At 38.0% G+C, this 18,841-nt stretch carries 19 protein-coding genes; 6 read left to right on the top strand and 13 right to left on the bottom strand.

Annotation, left to right across the window (positions count from 1 at the left end; translation table 11 throughout):
* Positions 1-23: 23 nt before the first annotated feature.
* Positions 24-722 (top strand): SDR family oxidoreductase, encoded by a 699-nt coding sequence (locus OQ268_RS08950; protein WP_265855790.1) that lies wholly within the window; start codon positions 24-26, stop codon positions 720-722.
* Between the two features lie 105 nt (positions 723-827).
* Here OQ268_RS08950 and rplI read toward each other — a convergent pair whose 3' ends face one another.
* From rplI to rpsF, 3 genes are read right to left on the bottom strand one after another with little or no spacing between them, the layout of a single operon-like run.
* Positions 828-1,271, bottom strand: a complete 444-nt coding sequence (rplI, locus tag OQ268_RS08945; RefSeq protein ID WP_265855789.1) for a 50S ribosomal protein L9 — start codon at positions 1,269-1,271, stop codon at positions 828-830.
* Between the two features lie 13 nt (positions 1,272-1,284).
* Positions 1,285-1,548, bottom strand: coding sequence for a 30S ribosomal protein S18 (gene rpsR / locus OQ268_RS08940; protein ID WP_010599582.1), 264 nt, complete (start codon positions 1,546-1,548; stop codon positions 1,285-1,287).
* A complete protein-coding gene (rpsF, locus tag OQ268_RS08935) occupies positions 1,548-1,904 on the bottom strand; it encodes a 30S ribosomal protein S6 (protein WP_265855788.1) in 357 nt (118 codons plus the stop codon). The genes rpsR and rpsF overlap by 1 nt, the downstream gene beginning before the upstream one ends.
* Before the next feature lie 447 nt (positions 1,905-2,351).
* On the opposite strand from rpsF, the gene OQ268_RS08930 reads away from it, so the two are divergent.
* Positions 2,352-4,166, top strand: a complete 1,815-nt coding sequence (locus OQ268_RS08930; RefSeq protein ID WP_265855787.1) for a DNA polymerase III subunit gamma/tau — start codon at positions 2,352-2,354, stop codon at positions 4,164-4,166.
* 104 nt (positions 4,167-4,270) lie between these two features.
* On the opposite strand, the gene OQ268_RS08925 is transcribed toward OQ268_RS08930, so the two are convergent.
* Together OQ268_RS08925 and OQ268_RS08920 are read right to left on the bottom strand one after the other, a co-directional pair.
* A complete protein-coding gene (locus OQ268_RS08925) occupies positions 4,271-4,678 on the bottom strand; it encodes a hypothetical protein (protein WP_265855786.1) in 408 nt (135 codons plus the stop codon).
* Positions 4,679-4,959: 281 nt separating this feature from the next.
* Positions 4,960-7,179: an NADP-dependent isocitrate dehydrogenase gene (locus OQ268_RS08920; protein ID WP_265855785.1), complete on the bottom strand. Its 2,220-nt coding sequence runs from the start codon at positions 7,177-7,179 to the stop codon at positions 4,960-4,962.
* Positions 7,180-7,389: 210 nt separating this feature from the next.
* Here OQ268_RS08920 and OQ268_RS08915 point away from each other — a divergent pair, with 210 nt between their 5' ends.
* From OQ268_RS08915 to OQ268_RS08905, 3 genes are all read left to right on the top strand, one after another.
* The gene (locus tag OQ268_RS08915) at positions 7,390-7,950 is read left to right on the top strand and encodes a hypothetical protein (protein WP_265855784.1); all 561 of its coding nucleotides are present in this window, start codon (positions 7,390-7,392) and stop codon (positions 7,948-7,950) included.
* A gap of 99 nt (positions 7,951-8,049) precedes the next feature.
* Positions 8,050-9,369, top strand: coding sequence for a PQQ-dependent sugar dehydrogenase (locus tag OQ268_RS08910; RefSeq protein ID WP_265855783.1), 1,320 nt, complete (start codon positions 8,050-8,052; stop codon positions 9,367-9,369).
* A gap of 75 nt (positions 9,370-9,444) precedes the next feature.
* Positions 9,445-11,496 carry a TonB-dependent receptor gene (locus OQ268_RS08905; protein ID WP_265855782.1) on the top strand — a complete coding sequence of 684 codons (2,052 nt, stop codon included), beginning with the start codon at positions 9,445-9,447 and terminating at the stop codon, positions 11,494-11,496.
* A 109-nt stretch (positions 11,497-11,605) separates the two neighbouring features.
* On the opposite strand, the gene OQ268_RS08900 is transcribed toward OQ268_RS08905, so the two are convergent.
* Positions 11,606-11,950 (bottom strand): single-stranded DNA-binding protein, encoded by a 345-nt coding sequence (locus tag OQ268_RS08900; RefSeq protein WP_265855781.1) that lies wholly within the window; start codon positions 11,948-11,950, stop codon positions 11,606-11,608.
* Between the two features lie 224 nt (positions 11,951-12,174).
* On the opposite strand from OQ268_RS08900, the gene OQ268_RS08895 reads away from it, so the two are divergent.
* Positions 12,175-12,540 (top strand): hypothetical protein, encoded by a 366-nt coding sequence (locus tag OQ268_RS08895; protein ID WP_265855780.1) that lies wholly within the window; start codon positions 12,175-12,177, stop codon positions 12,538-12,540.
* 273 nt (positions 12,541-12,813) lie between these two features.
* Here OQ268_RS08895 and OQ268_RS08890 read toward each other — a convergent pair whose 3' ends face one another.
* The 7 genes from OQ268_RS08890 to OQ268_RS08860 all read right to left on the bottom strand — a co-directional run bounded on the left by OQ268_RS08890 (position 12,814) and on the right by OQ268_RS08860 (position 18,686).
* Positions 12,814-13,392 (bottom strand): GNAT family N-acetyltransferase, encoded by a 579-nt coding sequence (locus tag OQ268_RS08890; RefSeq protein ID WP_265855779.1) that lies wholly within the window; start codon positions 13,390-13,392, stop codon positions 12,814-12,816.
* A 124-nt stretch (positions 13,393-13,516) separates the two neighbouring features.
* Positions 13,517-13,930 carry an SRPBCC domain-containing protein gene (locus OQ268_RS08885; RefSeq protein WP_265855778.1) on the bottom strand — a complete coding sequence of 138 codons (414 nt, stop codon included), beginning with the start codon at positions 13,928-13,930 and terminating at the stop codon, positions 13,517-13,519.
* Positions 13,931-13,944: 14 nt separating this feature from the next.
* Entirely contained in the window at positions 13,945-14,652 is a 708-nt protein-coding gene (locus OQ268_RS08880) for a DUF2071 domain-containing protein (protein ID WP_265855777.1), read from the bottom strand.
* A gap of 120 nt (positions 14,653-14,772) precedes the next feature.
* On the bottom strand, positions 14,773-15,534 hold the full coding sequence (locus tag OQ268_RS08875) for a hypothetical protein (RefSeq protein WP_265855776.1): 762 nt from the start codon (positions 15,532-15,534) through the stop codon (positions 14,773-14,775).
* A 518-nt stretch (positions 15,535-16,052) separates the two neighbouring features.
* The gene (locus tag OQ268_RS08870) at positions 16,053-16,541 is read right to left on the bottom strand and encodes a GNAT family N-acetyltransferase (RefSeq protein ID WP_265855775.1); all 489 of its coding nucleotides are present in this window, start codon (positions 16,539-16,541) and stop codon (positions 16,053-16,055) included.
* A gap of 302 nt (positions 16,542-16,843) precedes the next feature.
* Positions 16,844-17,728 (bottom strand): XAC2610-related protein, encoded by an 885-nt coding sequence (locus tag OQ268_RS08865; RefSeq protein ID WP_265855774.1) that lies wholly within the window; start codon positions 17,726-17,728, stop codon positions 16,844-16,846.
* A gap of 151 nt (positions 17,729-17,879) precedes the next feature.
* A complete protein-coding gene (locus tag OQ268_RS08860) occupies positions 17,880-18,686 on the bottom strand; it encodes a hypothetical protein (protein ID WP_265855773.1) in 807 nt (268 codons plus the stop codon).
* Positions 18,687-18,841 lie beyond the last annotated feature (155 nt).

Below are 18,841 nucleotides of genomic sequence, written 5' to 3'. Positions count from 1 at the left end.
AACCTTTAACTGTTAAAGCTATCATGAAAGTAGCATTAATTACAGGCGGAAGCAAAGGAATAGGATATGGCATTGCCGAATCCCTATTGAAAAATGGATACAAAGTAGCCATTACAAGCAGGACATTGGAAAGCGCTAACCAGGCAGCAGCTCAGCTAGTAGCACATGGAGATATACTTGCAATCGAAGCAAACGTAAAGGATTTCAATTCTCAATACGATGCGGTTAAACTTGTAATAGAAAAGTGGGGCCAGCTGGATGTACTTATCGCTAATGCGGGGCTTGGTCATTTTGCACCCATTGATGAATTATCAATTGCAGACTGGAATGATACCATTGATACCAATTTAACAGGTGTGTTTTATAGTATCAAAGCCAGTATTGAGGAAATTAAAAAAACTAAAGGCCATATCTTTACCATTTCTAGCTTAGCTGGAACCAACTTTTTTGCAGGTGGGGCGGCATATAACGCCAGTAAATTCGGCCTAACAGGTTTTACACAATCGGTGATGCTGGATTTAAGAAAATATGGCATTAAAGTTAGTACGATTATGCCAGGTTCTGTGGCCAGTCATTTCAACGATCACAATCCAGATTCGGAGAAAGATGCATGGAAAATCCAACCAGAAGATATGGGGAAACTAATTGTCGACTTATTGGCGATGCCGGCCAGAACATTACCAAGTAAAATAGAAATTAGACCTACCATACCTAACGGATAAAAATTTCAGAATTAGGCTGGGATAATCCTAAATTGACTCGTTAAATTGGCATAAAAAAAGTCCTTTCAGTGAAACCGAAAGGACTTTACTTCTTGTGAATGATGCTTACTCAGCAACAACTTCGAAAGGAACCTGAACTTTAACTTCCTTGTGTAGGTTTAAGTTAGCAACATACTCGCCAACAAATTTCGGTTCAGTTTCAAAAGTGATACGACGGCGATCTACATCAAAGCCTTGAGCTTTTAATGCTTCAGCAACCTGGATGGTATTAACCGCTCCGAAGATTTTTCCGCTTTCGCCAGCTTTAGCACCGATAGAAAGTTTAACATCAGTTAAACGAGCTGCGATACCTTCTGCATCTTTCTTAATTTTATCTTGTTTAAAAGCAGCTTGCTTTAAGTTTTCTGCCAATACTTTTTTAGCAGAAGAAGTAGCCAAAGCGCCAAATCCTTGAGGGATTAAATAGTTACGACCATAACCTGGCTTTACTGTAACTACATCATCTTTCTCACCAAGGCCTTTAATATCTTGTTTTAAAATAATTTCCATATCTCTGAGCCTCCTATTTTAATTGATCTGCAACGAATGGTAACAAACCGATGTGACGAGCACGCTTAACTGCTTGAGCCACTTTACGTTGAAATTTTAACGAAGTACCGGTTAAACGGCGTGGTAATAATTTACCTTGATCGTTAATAAATTTCAACAAGAAGTTTGCATCCTTGTAATCGATGTATTTAATTCCGTTTTTCTTGAAACGGCAATATTTTTTACGGTTATCCTCTACTTTAGGGGCAGTAACGTATTGAATTTGTTCTCTTGCCATTACGCTGCAACCTCCTTAGTTTTTTTGTTAAACGCACCACTACGTTTTTTCTCATTGTAAGCAACAGCGTGTTTGTCTAAACGGATTGTTAAGAAACGTAACACACGCTCATCGCGTTTTAATTGAAGTTCTAATTTTGCGATCAAATCTCCTGAAGCTTTGTATTCAGTTAAGTTGAAGAATCCGTTTGATTTTTTCTCAATTGGATACGCTAATTTTCTCAAACCCCAATTATCCTCTTGGATAATTTCGGCACCGTTATCAGTTAAGATTGTTTTGAATTTGGCTAAAACCTCTTTCGCAGACTCTTCTGACAACAATGGGGTTAGAACGATAACAGTTTCGTACTGATTCATTGTTATAAATTATGTTTTAATTTGTTAATCCCGAGGTATATTACGGGGTTGCAAAAGTAGCAATATATTTCTTAAAATCAAACCTTTAATTAGAAAAGTATCCCAGCAATAAAATTTTGGGCTCAAGTTAAGGCTCACCTCATTACCATTAGAACCAGAAAATGCCAAGCAATTCAAAATCAAGACACTAATTCAAGCCATTGAGCATACTCAAATCGCTTTAATTCTCATAAAATCGCTTTTCTCTTATCTAACGGTGTTACTCCAAAATCAACATTTGTTTGGTTATAAAAAGTAAATCACGTTTACCACCCAATCACATTCACAAAATAAATCTAAAAGAAGTATTTGATGTGGTTCATTCTAACATCATTACCGGTTATTTAACTTTTCAACAATCCAATATTTCAAACACACCACGTCTAAATTTTTCCTATTTTCGTGCCGATGGAAAATTTTATCGTTTCTGCACGTAAATATCGCCCGGCCACGTTTGAAACAGTAGTTGGGCAACAGCATATTACGGGTACTTTAAAAAACGCCATTAAGAATAACCAATTGGCCCAAGCCTTTTTATTTTGCGGACCTCGCGGTGTGGGTAAAACCACTTGCGCCAGGATTTTGGCAAAAACCATTAACTGTACCAATCCTACAGCTGATATGGAAGCCTGTGGCCAGTGCGAAAATTGTCTATCTTTCCAAAACGGACATTCGTTTAATGTCCACGAATTAGATGCGGCATCGAACAACTCCGTTGATGACATTCGCAGTTTAATAGAACAAGTGCGGATCCCACCGCAGGCAGGGAAATACAAAATCTACATTATCGATGAGGTTCACATGTTATCTCAAAGTGCATTCAATGCCTTTTTAAAAACTTTGGAAGAACCACCATCTTATGCCATTTTTATTCTCGCCACAACAGAAAAGCATAAAATATTGCCAACCATTCTATCGCGTTGTCAGATTTTCGATTTCAACCGCATCCAGGTAGAAGACATTTCTAACCACCTGGCTACCATCGCACAACGTGAAAATATTGCTTTCGAGGCCGATGGACTGCATATCATTGCCCAAAAGGCTGATGGTGGATTGAGAGATGCATTGTCGATGTTTGATCAGATTGCCAGTTACGCAAATAAAAACATTACTTATAAAGCAGTAATCGACAATTTAAATATTTTAGATTACGATTACTTTTTTAAACTTACTGCCCACTTAACCGCAGCAGAAGTGAGCAATACACTGTTGCTTTTTGATGAGATCTTAAATAACGGTTTCGACGGAAATAACTTTATTAATGGCTTGGCCACTCACTTCCGTAACTTATTAGTTGGCAAAGACGCCAGCACCATCAAACTGTTAGAAGTAAGCGAAAACATCAAGCAAAAATATTTAGATCAATGCAGGCAAACAGAACTATCTTTTCTGCTAACGGCACTAAATCTGGCCAATACCTGCGATTTAAATTATAAAAACTCTAAGAACCAGCGGTTGCAGGTAGAACTGGCCTTAATCAAAATGTGCCATATCCGGTCGGTAGTACACCTGGCCCAGCAACCTTCAAAACCCAATAATGCAGCAACTGATCTAGATCAGGATAAAAAAAAAACTGATGTCGTAGCCGAACCAGCGCCACAAATCAATAAAATGCCTGCGGCAGAAACCCCATTAGCAAATGCGCCATCAGTGCCGCCAGCAAAGGCAGCAGCAAGTATTTCGCCAGATGCGCCAAAAGAAAGTGCAAAAACCAGTATTCCGGCTGCTACTTCCATCAGTATCAATCTCCCTAAAAAAACAGTTGGCACGCTAATTCCATCCTTAAACGATTTGGAACGGTTGGCTCATGGTCAGGAAGACGATGGCCCGAAAAAAGCGACTGGCGAGGCAAGAGAGAACTTTACCTCAGATCAATTGCTTGCCGTTTGGAATCAATATATCCAAATGCTTAAGGCTGCAGATAAAATCAACCTGTTTACCATACTTAATAATTTTGCACCTAAGCTGCTAAGCCCAGTCCTAATTGAGATATCGGTCGAAAGCAAAACCCAGGAACAATTTGTAGTGCAAGAATCGGTAGAATTAATGAATTTCCTCCGTAATCAGCTTCAAAATTTCGCGGTAGATATTACGTTTAAACTCGTAGAAAGAAAAGTAGAAAACAGGTTGTATGGCAATAGGGAAAAATACGATTACCTGGTTAACAAAAACCCAAAATTAGACGAGTTGCGCAAAAGGTTCAACCTCGATATTAATCCCTAAAAAAATAGTGATTAATGCAGCCGCCGTGGGGGGCAGCACATCAATCACTACTTCAAATCCGAAGAACGGATTTTATCCAGTCTATAATAATTCAGTCTACCAATCTACTTGGTTTCTTCATCATTAATAGGGTAACCTTCCTCATCTAAATCATCACGGTCATCTTCAGGTGTACGGGCTAAAATCTCATCTTCCGGGTTCAGTTTTACACTTTCACCATTGTCTACGTGCATGCCTAATTCCTCCAAATTATCTTCAGCTACAGCCTCGTCACGGGCATATTCGTCGCCCACGTAAGGGTTAGCCTCATCATAAGTAGAATCATCATCTTTAGCACCCGCAGCTACCGTTTCATAACCCATTGGGTGGTCATAATCCTTTTCCTCACTTTTCACATCAAGTTCGTAACTCCCCTTAACCTCATCGTAGGCTAAATTCTCCTTATTAATTTCAGGGTTTTCAGTTGTGCTGTGCACTTTATCTTTCGATCCTTTATTTTCGTTATTTTCCATGATGATTTTCTAATTATTTATGTCAAGATAACAAGTTACCATTGATAAGGTTTTCTGTTCATCATAAAAATTTGGGCGTGCCCCAAGCTGCGCAAGGGTCGGGCTATCCGTTTTATCTTTTTGTTTTCAGCTACAGGCACAGCACTTTTCCCTGCCCATATTTACGGACTAAGGTGCACTTAAAACAAAAAGGATATCACTCCTATCCCTCACGCAAAACCCAGCGCCATAAAAAAAACGCCCAAACCAAAGTAAGGGCGCTTTACCATTATAATTTGAGCTTATAAACTTGCCAATGCATTGTTTAAAGTTTCGCTAGGGCGCATTGCTTTTCCAGCCAATTCATCATTTGGGTGGTAATATCCACCTATGGATTGCGGCTTACCTTGGGCAGCAATTAACTCCTCTGTTATTTTGGTTTCGTTTGTGGTAAACGCATCAGCCAGTGGCGCAAACTTCGCCTGCAATTCAGCATCTTTAGTTTGTGCAGCTAAAGCTTCTGCCCAATACAATGCCAGGTAAAAGTGCGACCCACGATTATCTATAGTGCCCAGTTTTCTACCCGGAGATTTATCAGTAGCCAGGAATTTCGCATTGGCTTCATCCAAAGCATCAGCTAAAACTTGCGCTTTGCTATTATTTTGTGTTTGCGAAAGATGTTCTAATGAGGCCTGTAGGGCGAGAAACTCACCTAAAGAATCCCAACGTAAATATCCTTCTTCAATAAATTGTTCAATATGTTTAGGTGCAGAACCACCAGCGCCAGTTTCAAATAAGCCTCCACCATTCATTAAAGGAACAATAGATAACATTTTCGCAGAAGTTCCCAGTTCCAAAATTGGAAATAAATCTGTTAAATAATCACGTAGCACATTACCAGTTACAGATATCGTATCTTCACCTTTACGAATCCGCGCTAACGTAAATTTAGTGGCTTCAATTGGCGCTAAAATTCTTATATCAAGCCCTGTAGTATCGTGATCCTTTAAATAGTGATTTACCTTCGCAATAATCTCTCTATCGTGCGCCCGTTTCTCATCTAACCAGAAAACAGCAGGCGTATCAGATAAACGAGCCCTGTTAACAGCAAGCTTTACCCAATCCTGAATAGGTGCATCTTTGGTTTGGCACATGCGGAAAATATCACCTTTCTCAACCTTCTGATCAAAGAAAATGTTGCCATCAGCATCGCTAACATTGATCGTTCCGTTGGCTACAGCCTGAAAAGTTTTATCGTGTGATCCATACTCTTCTGCCTTTTGAGCCATTAAACCAACATTCGGTACCGAACCCATAGTAGTAACATCAAAGGCACCATTAGTTTTGCAATCATCTATAGTCGCGGTGTAAACACCTGCATAACAACGATCTGGTATCAATGCAATTGTATCTTGCGGCTTACCATCCTTATTCCACATTTGGCCCGAAGTACGAATCATAGCAGGCATCGAAGCATCTACAATTACATCACTTGGAACGTGTAAATTGGTAATGCCTTTATCAGAATTTACCATTGCCAAAGCTGGTCCGTTTTCAATGGCCGCAGCAATTGCAGCTTCCACTTCTGCCTGTTGCGGGTTACCTACAATCTTAGCAAAAACATCTCCCAAACCATTTCTTGTATCAATGTTTAGCGATTTGAATAAATCGGCATATTTTGCGAAAACATCGGCAAAGTAAACCTCCACAATGGCGCCGAAAATGATTGGGTCAGAAACCTTCATCATGGTAGCTTTTAAATGTGCAGACAATAGTACACCCGAGCTTTTGGCCGCCTCAATTTCTTCGGCTACAAAAGACTTCAATGCAGATAGGCTTAATGCTGAACAATCAATTACCTCTCCTGCCTTTAATGGCGCTAAACCTTTTAAAGCAGTTGTGGAACCATCTTCAGCTACAAAATCAATCTTAAATTGTGTTGCATCACCAATGGTTAACGATTTTTCTGAACCATAAAAGTCGCCTTCACTCATGCTGGCTACCTTGGTTTTCGAATCAGCAGACCATTTACCCATGCTATGTGGGTTTTGTCTGGCATAATTCTTCACAGCCTTAGGAGCTCTTCGGTCTGAATTACCTTCGCGAAGAACTGGATTAACCGCCGAACCCAACACCTTTGCGTATGCTGCTTTGATGGCTTTTTCTTCATCTGTTTGTGCATTGTCTGGATAGTTTGGCAATGCAAAACCTTGCGATTGAAGTTCCTTAATTGCCCCAACCAATTGAGGAATCGAGGCCGATATATTTGGTAATTTGATGATGTTTGCTTCAGGCGTTGTGGCCAAAGTTCCAAGTTCTGCCAAAGCATCACCAATTTTCTGATCGTCTTTTAAATACCCAGGAAAGTTTGCCAGAATTCTTCCCGCTAAAGAAATATCTCTGGTTTCTACATCAATCCCCGCTGATTTGGTGAAAGCTTGCACGATTGGTAAAAGTGAATATGTTGCCAACATTGGCGCCTCGTCGGTTTTGGTGTAGATAATTTTTGATGTATTTGACATATTTATACTGATTTTGCTTTATAAGGTTAACTATAAGGCTGGTTTATTGCAACAAACCAACCCTTTTTTTAAAATCGCCTAAAGATAAAATAATCGATTGAAATAAGGAACATTGCAGGTGATTTATGGTTTGCGTTATTTTTTTATCCAACCGAAAAAACCTAATTTCGAATGATGCTTGCAAAATCCTCACCATCCCAATTTCACAATATGAAAAAAAGCTACATGTTTATTTTAGCTTGTCTACTTATTTATAGTTGTTCCCCTAAGCTATACACCGATGAAAAGAACCGCTACCAAGCGGGCACGCTTAGCGATTCGCAATTCGATTCGCTTAAAACCTACCTCAGGCAAAATAACCGTGCAATATTGCAAGACACTATTATTATTAAGTACGACTTCAATAAAGATAATTGTTGGATTGAAATCCAAAACCAAAATGCTGCCTTTTTAAACAACGTACGCTGGACCATGCAGCAAAATATAATTGAAAAGGGAAAGAAGCGCCCAATGGTTGCAATTTATCAATACCGGGAAATTGGCGAACGCTTCAGTCCGGTAAGATCTAAGGGACTGGAAATTGAAACAGATTCTGGATTTTTAAAGAAAATTTTGTTCAATGAAATTACCACCTGCGGCACCTCGGCAATCATATTACCAGATGGCAAGTATTTGCTGGTAAAATCCGATCCGCAATTTTACGCCATATCAATGAATAAAGAGGCTATTACTAAGCAACTATTTTCAGCATTAACAAATCCGACTAAGTAGCATGCTGTTTTATTAGTCATGTAGCGAATATTCTCAGGCAAATCAAACATCCACCTTCATTTCGATGTTATATTAATTTGCCTTAGAAAATCTCCAAATATGAAAAATAAAATTATTTACAGCACCCTCTTCTCTACAGCCGTTTTGTTTGGTTGTCAATCTAAATCAACCTCAGAGCAACAGGCGGATTCTTCTTCAATAAGCGCTGCTAACCAGGAAGTGAATTTACCCGCACCAGACACAACCGCCTCAGAAAGTAAATTTAGCAAAGTTATTGGCTGGCCAGCAGATAAAACACCCATTGCGCCCGAAGGCTTTACTGTAACAAGATTTGCCACAAACATTAAAAGTCCAAGAAATACAATTATTGCCCCAAATGGCGATGTGCTCATTGTACTATCTAACTCGGAAAGAAGTACCACCGAGCAGGTGGCCAATGTTGTAACTGGTAAGGCAAAATCTGAAGTTGCCGGACAAAGCGCAAATAGCATTCTGCTGTACCGCGATGCCGACAAAGATGGTAAAGCTGAGTTAACGACAACCTTTTTATCGGGTTTGAACCAACCATACGGTATGCTCATTATCGGAAATTCTTTTTATGTAGCAAACACAGATGGGTTGTGGCAATATCCATATAAAACTGGCGACACTAAAATTACGGCAACAGGAAAGAAAATTTTAAGTTTACCTGCTGGCGGTTATAATAACCATTGGACAAGAAACTTAATTGCAAATAAAGATCAAAGTAAAATATATGTAACAGTAGGCTCTGGAAGTAATGTAGGCGAAAATGGAATGGAAAATGAAGTAAGGAGAGCCTCTATTTTAGAAATTAATCCAGATGGAACTGGTGAAAAAATTTATGCAAGCGGGTTACGGAACCCAGTTGGAATTGATTGGGCTCCTGGAACTAACATGTTGTGGACAGCTGTGAATGAGCGGGATGGACTTGGAGATGATCTTGTGCCAGATTATATCACAAGTGTAAAACAAGGTGGATTTTACGGGTGGCCATATTCGTACTACGGGCAACATGAAGATCCGAGACTAAAAGGTAAAAACCCAACACTGGTTAAACAAGCAATTGTACCAGACGTTGCCGTAGGTGCACACACCGCATCATTAGGATTAGCTTTTTATAAATCGGATAAGTTTCCATCTAAATATCAAGGTGGCGCTTTTGTCGGACAACATGGCTCCTGGAACAGATCAGCGATTGCTGGTTACAAAGTTCTTTTTGTACCGATGAAAGATGGAAAACTTAATGGCAAGCCAGAAGATTTCCTTACTGGTTTTGTGGCCGATAAAGACAAAGCCGAAGTATATGGCAGGCCGGTTGGCGTTACGCTAACACCAGATGGCGCCCTTTTAGTAGCTGATGATGTAAGTGGTGTTGTTTGGCGTGTAGCTGCAAAATAATTAATACAATTACCAATGATGAGCAGAATAAGTTAATTTCGCTGCTCATCATTGGTTGCTAAAAAACTTCTTCACTTGAAATTAACCCTTACCATCCTCGTCGTTTTATTTTTTAAACTTGCTTTTGCGCAAACCATTCAACCAGATTCTGTAAAAAAACTGAACGAGGTTACCATTCGGGGTTATTACAATTCGCAAACTATATTACGATCGGTAGCTGCTGTTAAGTTAATTGATAGCAACATCCTCAAAAATGAACCTAACAGCTCTTTAGTGAGCACTTTTAACGGTAGCGCTGGTGTGCGCATGGAAGAACGTTCTCCAGGCAGTTATCGCTTGTCTCTTAGAGGAAGTTTATTGCGTTCTCCATTTGGCATCCGGAACATCAAAATCTATCTCGATGACTTTCCACTCACCGATGCGGGTGGGAATACCTATCTTAACCTATTGGATCCTATTGCTATTGAGGATATTGAGATTTACAAAGGTCCGGAAGCCAGCATATTTGGTGCTAATACTGGTGGTGCAGTGCTAATTTCCACCACAGCGTCAAATCAGAACAAGCTTTCGGCTAGCTTAACGGGTGGGTCGTATGGTCTCTTACATGAAACCGCCAGCATCCAGCGTCAATTTAAAAATTACAGCTTCAGCTTTGTGCAAGGCTACCAAAAAAGCAGTGGGTACCGAGAAAATAGTGCAATGGGAAGGAAGTATTTCCAAACTAACCAGCAACTAAAGTATGCTGAAAATAGTACACTTAAACTTCTGGCTTTTTATAGCGATTTAAATTATGAAACACCTGGTGGATTAACATTAGGGCAATTGGAGCAAAATCCAAAACTTGCCCGACCAGCAACCGCTACGCTTCCAGGTGCACTGACCCAGCAAGCGGCTATTTACAATAAAACGGTTTTTGTGGGTTTGTCTAACGATTATGAAATTTCGAAAAACTTTAAGCATGTTATAGCGCTGTTCGGAAGCTATACCGATTTTAAAAATCCATTTATTACCAATTATGAAAAACGTTTCGAGCGCACACTTGGCTTCAGAACCTTTCTAGCTTTCGAACATCAAAAAGAAGCAATGAAATTCAATGGTCAGGCAGGTGTGGAATATGGTGCTACCAAAACCCAAGTGAAAAACTTCGATAACAACGCCGGTAGCATCGGCCCAATGCAGGCAGAAGATATACTAGTTGCTGATCAGGATTTTGCTTTTTTAAGGTTAAACTTCGACTACAGAAACAAATTGTTAGTCGAATTATCAGGAAGCTTAAATTTTTATAAGTATCAATACGAAAGTTTTTTTCCCAGTTCAGTTGCACTTCGAAAACGAAAATTTGATCCAGAATTGATGCCGAAGTTAGCTGCATCTTACCTATTAACTAAAGAATTATCCATTAGAGGGTCTGTAAGTAAGGGTTACTCACCACCTACTGTTGCCGAAGTTCGCTCATCAGATCAAATTATAAATAATAATCTTCAAGCGGAGATTGGCTGGAATTATGAAGCTGGATTGCGATATCAGAGTATAAATCGTAGATTTTATGCCAATGCAAGTGTTTTCCAATTTAACCTCAATCGTGCCATCGTGAGGAGATTGAATGCTAACGATACAGAATATTTTGTTAATGCCGGAGCAACTAGGCAGCAAGGTTTAGAGTTAGAAACTGCTGTATGGCTGTTGAAAGGAAATCAATCCTTGTTGCAAGGGCTCGAACTCCGAAATACCTTCACCTATAACCATTTTAACTTTATCGATTATACTATTGGCAACGCCAATTTTAGCAATAACAAATTAACCGGCGTACCCGATCAGATTTTGGTAAGTAGTTTGGCTTTTGAGTTCAGAAAGGGTATATATCTTTTCGCACAACATAACTATACCTCTTCTCTCCCACTTAATGATGCGAACACCACTTTTGCCAAGGGATACAATCTTATTGCAATGAAATCTGGCATAAGAGATTTGAAGATCAAAAAATCTAAATTGGAGTTATTTTTTGGCATTAACAACCTGCTCGATGAAAACTACAGCCTAGGTAACGATCTAAACGCAGTTGGAGGGAGATATTATAATGCAGCGCCAGGAAGAAACTTCTACCTAGGCACATCTATTAGACTTTAACAAGCTACACAATTGATCTATATCCCGGATTGTTAACGCTGAAGGCTATCTTCAGGTTATGACTAAATCTTCTGTTCTTGATACTGCAATTGTGTAGCTGAGAAAGGTTTTAATTGCTGAGCTCAACCTCTTTAATAGAAACTTCATTTACAACAATATCAGTTGTATATCTTTTTGAACCATCTTTTGCCACATACGAACCTGATAATAACTTTCCCTCTATTGCGAAATGCGTACCTTTTTTAATTTGTGCAGCAGCCAGGTCTGCTTTATCATTCCAAAAGGTTAAGGTAAACCACTGTGTTTTTTTCACTTCTTCTCCAGAAGTTGTTTTATAAAATTCGTTTACAGCCAAGCTCACCTTTGCTATGCGCTGATTTCCTGATAGGTTTTTTAATTCTGCATCTGCTCCAGCGAAACCGCTCAATACCACTTTGTTAATTGCACTTTCCATAACGTTTAAAATTTAAGTTTCTTTAGTTTAACGAACAGCAATCACCGCGACTGCCGACAGAACAAAGGTGCAGGGTCGGAGAAAATATATCCCAAGGATAAATAATTATAGTCGATTATAAACGTTTAAAAACGGATAAACTTTGAAAACCAGCTGCGAGGTTTCGCGTGAGTTAATTTTTTTACTAGTTTTACCCATCATCCCATAATATAAAATTAATTATTATGGAACGCATTTGTTTAGATTGCGGCGGACCATTGAGGGGTCGGGCCGATAAAAAATTTTGTGATGATGGGTGCAGGAATAGCTACAATAACCGCTTAAAAAGTCAGGACAGCCTGGTTTTTAAAAGGATTAACTTAATTCTGAAAAAGAATCGTACACTTTTATCGAAGCTTAATCCAGATGGAAAAGTAAAAATTTCTAAAAGAAAGTTGTTGAGCGCAGGTTTAAATTTTGATTATTTTACCCATACTTACCAAACACAAACGGGAGCCAATTATAAATTTTGCTATGAATATGGATACCTCGAGCTCAATGCTGAGGAATATCTGTTGGTAAAACGTGAGGAAAAATTGTGGCTTTCTTAATAATCCTTTGAGACTGATAATACACGGGTATATCAGAGCAATTTACTCAGATAATCTTAGTGCGGATGGCAAAGTATGATCTTCGGGGATAATGGTGTTCGTCTTAATGGCATAAAAAGCGAAATGCATTTGATCTTTTAAATTAATTTTTTCCTCTAGGATTGGCTTTATGCAGCGGAGGAGGATTAGTGCATTAACGCAGCGGATTGTATGTTTTATCATAATTAAACAGTTCGATCTTCTTTCATACCACATATAACAAATTAATCATTGTTATTCGTGCCCGGATATATCAAGCTTAGGGTTATCAAGCTTATTTATAGATTGATAATCTGTTAATCCCATCCTATACCAATTATGGTTGATACCAGCCAAGTCAAACTCTTCTATCTTCCTTAAACCTAGCTTAGTTAATATCTTATTCGAAGCCTTGTTCTCACCATCCGCCATTGCATAAACATCGGTCGTTTTCAATTTGTTAAAGGCATAGTGTATTGCAAGTTCCCCTGCTTCTGTTGCAATGCCTTTTCCCCAAAATCTTTTTAACAATCTGTAACCGAGATCATAATAATTTTGATGTTTGTTGGTTAATTCAGTTACAAATTTTAAGCCCGACCAGCCTGCAAATTGATTTGTTTCTTTGTGTATGATTGCCCAACGTCCTATTCCGTGTTCAATGTACTGTTGTCGAATAGATGTTATCATATCCAAACTTTGATCCTTGCTGATAAAGGGTTTTGCACCCAGGTACTTGTGAACTTCTGGATCAGCATCCAACTCAAACATTCCATCAATGTCTTCGGGAACAATTTCTCTAATAATTAACCTCTTTGTTTCCGCAAATATTCTCATTCGTTACCACATCCTTTTTTTTCATTTATGATTTTCCTTCAATTTTACTCTAAGGTATAATCGATATCATGCAAAGCATTCATGAGAAAATATCATCATGCACATGGATTCTTCTTTTTGATGTTTAATTTGTTTCAGTGTAGTTTTTGAAATTATTAAGTATGGCTTGCCAACCCTGTTGCTGCATGGTTACCGGGTTTTCTGTTTCAGGGTCGAACGTTACTGACACCTTTGTGTTTCCGTCTTGTTCATCGAACACCACTGATGCTTGCCTTCCTCCAAACTCGTAGACAAAACTATTGCCATCATTGATATCTGTGTAAACTGCCTCGAAATCGAAACCGGAACTACCATCTTTTGCCTCCATTCTTGCATTGTAGATTCCACCGATTTTCATGTCGTTAGTTGCTTTGGGGCAGTGCCAGCTTGGGTCGGCGAAATTCCACTTTATGATGTGTTCTGGGGTAGTATAATAATCCCAAACTTTACTTTTTGCAGCGTCAATTGTTGCTTCTACAGTGATTTTTGTGTGTTCCATTTCTTATTTCGTTTTTATTTTGCTGGTTCACTTTTCCATTCGTGTTCAATGTTTGTCATTAATAATGCATTGTCAAAAGTGACTGAACCCTTTGGAAAAATATGTTCGTTATCAAAAAAGGTTGAATTTATATTTACTACGTCGAGTGGTCGAACCTCCCAATGGTATGCTTTCAATCGAAGTCCATCAAACTTTTCCTTGTTTGGCGAGTAACCAAGGTCGCCATCTTTAAAAAAGTCGGAAGCATTCTTTAATGTTTCAAAAATCGACTTTTCATTGAAAAATTCTGTTTCGGAAGCATCAATTAGAATTTTGGTATCGTCTGAACTTTGAAAGTCAACATGGTAATTTCCGTTATTTTCATTGACGTTAAAATTAGCGTAGTAATGCTTCCCCGGAAAAATTCTTCCCCCTACGAATGCATTTAGCTTATGGGAGGTATCTCGACGAGGGATGTACACACCAGATTTTGTTTGTTGATCTTCATCCCATTCTACCGCAATCCTGTGTGCACCGTTTTCAGAATTAACGCCAATAAAATCTGGGAAGCCTTTAGGTTTAATATGTTTGAGTCTGATTAAGCAAATGCCAACAATTGCTTTACCCTTATAAGATTTTGGTCTAAATGGAGATGGGATAATTTTTTCAACCGTTTTTAGGTCAGCCGTAAAATTAATTAATATTCTCCTGTCGATATACCCGTGGATAGTTGGAATTTTCATTTTACATCTTGAATGGTGCGCATTTCGAAAATTACAGTTGAAATTTGTTATCGAGGAGCTGCGGATCACAGAGGCTTGGTCGCAGCTCATTATACGTCCGATTATTCTGATAGCTCATTTTTATTTCGAGTTGGCATCGTACCATTCTTGCATTTCCTCTTTTATGGCAATTTCGGTGGTTGTATCCGATAGAAGTTGTTTATAACTCATCTTTTTAATCTCTAAGCAATACTGAACCAAAATCCAATATTGATAGTAAGTTCTGGGTGCGATTGTATTGTCGTCTAACGTGATCTCCCAGGAATCTTTCCCCGCTCTTTCAAGTCGGTTAATATTTTTTACAAGCGTATTATGGTCCTTGTTGTTTCTTGAAACATATTCTGCGTATCCTTCCCATTTCCAATCAGGAATATCTGCAACCGGTTTTGAATTCCAAAATCCTAATTTGTCGAATTGAAAACAGTGCGTCATTTCGTGAGCCAGAAGTTGTGTCAGATTCCAATTGTAGCCATTAAGCTCAACGTAATTCTCCTTGCAATTCATAGTACCCTGCAGTACAACCTTGTTGTAAAACCCCCAGGCAAAGGCTTGTCCGCGAAGAGATTTAATTATTGACGGATATGCTGCGCCATCGTTCAAACAGATATCAAGCTTTAGTCGGCTGTTATAAAATTCGCTTGTTTTTAAAAGGCTTGTTGCTTGATCGAGCTTTGATATTAATGCCGGGTCTATATTTTCTTCGTGATAAATTATGAAATTGTTATGCACTGTTCTCTTTGCAGTGGTCAAAATCGGGTTTAATACAATTATTAATAGAATTCCAAAAACTGCAATTCCTGTCGCTGTAAATCTGAAAGTCCATTTTCGAATTTGTTTTTTCATATGATATGCGTTAAGGTTTCATATAGTTTTGCTATTTGCGTTAGAAAATTTCAATATATCTCCGGTGCAGATTTCTGGCTATTTATTATTGGTTTTTCTAATACCGTAGCAACTGCATTGTTTATCCGTGTGCAAATTCAAATTCTCCAATTAACCAAGTGGCAATCTTAATTTGTAAAACTGGTTTGCCTACAACCAAGAAATTCTTTCACCTCATGGTTTAATCAATCTACTGGTTCTTTTCCGTCCCTTTCAGAGTTGCTTATTGGTTTATCAAAGTAAATATACGAAACAGCATCAATTTTTTACCAGGAAAGCATGTTTGCTTACCAATAGCTATCTGGTTTTCTGATAGATGCCTTATCGAAGTGTAGCTCTTTATGTCGGCTATATCTACCATTCAGTGCTTTTAGTAGTCTTTTTGTTTCTAATGGAACCCTTGTATTAATCCATCCCCAATATAAAAGTTGTATTGAAGGGAGTTAACAGCAGAATCCTCTTCAGTAAATTTTAGTTTATTAATTCGAAAGTCTGTAGATAAATTCTTCTATTTCTGTCTGCCTTGCGTTCGCAAAGCCTTTGTCGGCACCAATTTTTATAAAGCCGCATTTTTCTAACACTTTTTGCGAGCCTAAATTATCAAATGCTACCCTTCCAACAATTGGTCTGGTCGATTCAATTTCGAGGAATTTTTTTAATGCTGTTGTGGCAATTCCTCGCCTCCAATATTTACGATCTATCCAATAGGTGATTTCGGCATCTGGTTCAATTATATATTTAGCTACGCTCCCTACAATAGAATTGTTAAGTAGAATTGTTTGATTATTTACTGTTGGGTCGTTCAATAATTTTAGATGCTTTTTTAAATATGCTATTTTATCTGTTGCATCTTTAGGCATAAATGCAGCTAGAGAGGCAGCTTCTTGGTCACATTGAAATTCAAATAATGTTTCTAGATCCTTCGCTTCAGTTGGTCTGAGTGTGAGTTCAAATTTATCATCTATCATTTTTATGCTACTTAATTTTAACATGTTCTTAAAGGCGTGAAGAATTATGTGGGAACGATGTGTTTACTTCAATGTTCTAATAAAATACAAATTTGCTCGGAATTAGTATGGAAATGAAGGTAAATGTGACTATTCTTTTCGTTGTGGTAGGTTACAATGCTACAGAATGTTTTGATAGTTGGAGACAGTAGCGGGTTTGGAAGTGCATTAATTTTAATCAATATTAAACTTAATTGGAAGTAGAGTAATAATTCTAAACCTTCGCACCCTTTTTTACCTGATGCCTACTAACAGCTGCCATTTTATTTATATCCATTTCCTGTGAACCAATCATAGCCTTCAATTTCATTGTATTCTCTCGGGACCGAATTTAAAATTTTCAATATCTTGAATTTGTCAGCATATGGTAAGCCAGTTGATATTATAATTTTTCCAGTTTTTCCCGTCTTGTGTTTTTCGTATGATACATATTCCAATGTGTCCACTTTTTCTCCGTTCCACTTGTATTTATACATTTCTGTTTCGCCTGGATGTCCATAACGTACTCCCCTAATGATTTTCTCTTTTGGTGAAAAAGTCGGATTTATAAATTCAAGGTTTTCAGAAAATGCTTTTTTATCTTGTCGTAAAAGATAAACATTACTGAAGGCTTTTAAGCAGCAACCTGTCGAGCCATACCAGTTGACAACAAAATCATTTCGTCCATCACCATTGATATCTTGGATGGTGTCGTTCAGATAAGTCATGTTCCACTGTTCGTGGGATATTACTTTTTTAAATTCCTTTCCACTTTTTGTGTAGATGTCAATATAAAAAGTACTGGGCTCGCTTCTCCTAATTATAAGATGAGGGTATTTCTTTGTAAAATGGTATCCTAAATTAATTTCAACACGCACTTGAATACTGTCAGCCAAAACTTCATATCTCTGAATAAATCTATTTTTTTCTATATTTTTGCTTGCTACTACTAATGCATTTTGTAGAACCTTATCAAGTCGTAAGCTGTCAGCATAGTCCTGATCCTCAATTGCCCTTCTCTTCAATAAACGCTCTTTTTCCTGTTTGTCAATTCTTGTCTGTAAAGTGTCAATTGTAGCCGTTGCAATAGTCTTTCTGCTGTCGGATTGTACGCAAGAACAAAGTGTAGGCAGCATTCCGATTATAAATATTTGTAGGACCTTCTTCATAGATTCCCTGCTAATGATTTATAGTTTTGAGTTGAGCATTATTATTTCCACAACAAAATCGGCGACTCCATTCTAGGTAAGTAACTTCAACTTTCATTTTGGTAATTTTAATAAGGGTTAATTAGACACGCAGTCAGAAAAGTTGCCATTTCTAAACAATATTTCCATATTTATCTAATTGAGCACTACATTTTGGACAAATTGTTCCACCGAATAACGTCTGTGTTATATTCTTGGGAATGCGTATGAAAGGTTGTTTTGTCTTACAATTTGGACAGTAAACAACCTTTAGATTTATTCCATATTTCGACTTATTTTTGTTTGGTAGCCGAAAGTATATTACAAATCCGATAACTAAAACAGCGTAAAAGCCATAAGAAATCCAATTCATCGTATTATCGTTTATTTTTACTTGTGATGCATTTTGTAAGTTATTTATTGCAATTGAATTTAAGAATTTCTCCTTGTCTGCTTGAGTGAAGGAGTTGACTTTTGAATAAATAAAGACGTATCTTATACCGTTTAAGAAAAGCAGTAAGCTCTCGGCTGCTGGCTCGTTTGTATCAGCTAAAATGTATTTCAAACGATAGACTTCTAAATTTTGAATCTTAATCTTGAGGGAGTCCGAAAAAGTGAACCCTTTGTTTTTCATTGCATTAATTTGGAAATTGATATCTTTGTCGTAAATCGTTTGTAATTCTGTCGATGATGCAGCTGGCTTAACACTTTCGTTATCATTCTCAAATAAGACTGTCCTTAGAGCTATAAATGATTGTTCTTTTGTGTTTAAATAAAAAGCTTTTATACTAGCTTTTGAAGAGCCTATATTCTCTGTGAATTCTTTGGTTTCAGGTTTTCCCGGAAAAGTTACAGTTACATTATTGTCGATCTTAACTTGTCCAAATAGGTCGGTTGTTAAGATTAAAAATATCAATAGTAGCGCGTGTCTGAAATTCATAATTGTTTTTTATTTTTCTTTGCAATTTCTCCTAATGGCCGACGGACTTACGCTGGTGTGGCATTTAAAAAACGTCAGCGAACCTTTGCACTACGACCTGATAGCAGCAAAAATGTTAAATTTACACTGCAGGGCCCACTATTGCCAAGCCGATG

The organism is Pedobacter sandarakinus (assembly GCF_026240095.1).
Taxonomy (GTDB): Bacteria; Bacteroidota; Bacteroidia; order Sphingobacteriales; family Sphingobacteriaceae; genus Pedobacter; species Pedobacter sandarakinus.
Note: the sequence above shows the minus strand (reverse complement) of the source record. Positions and strands in the feature narration are given on the sequence as shown.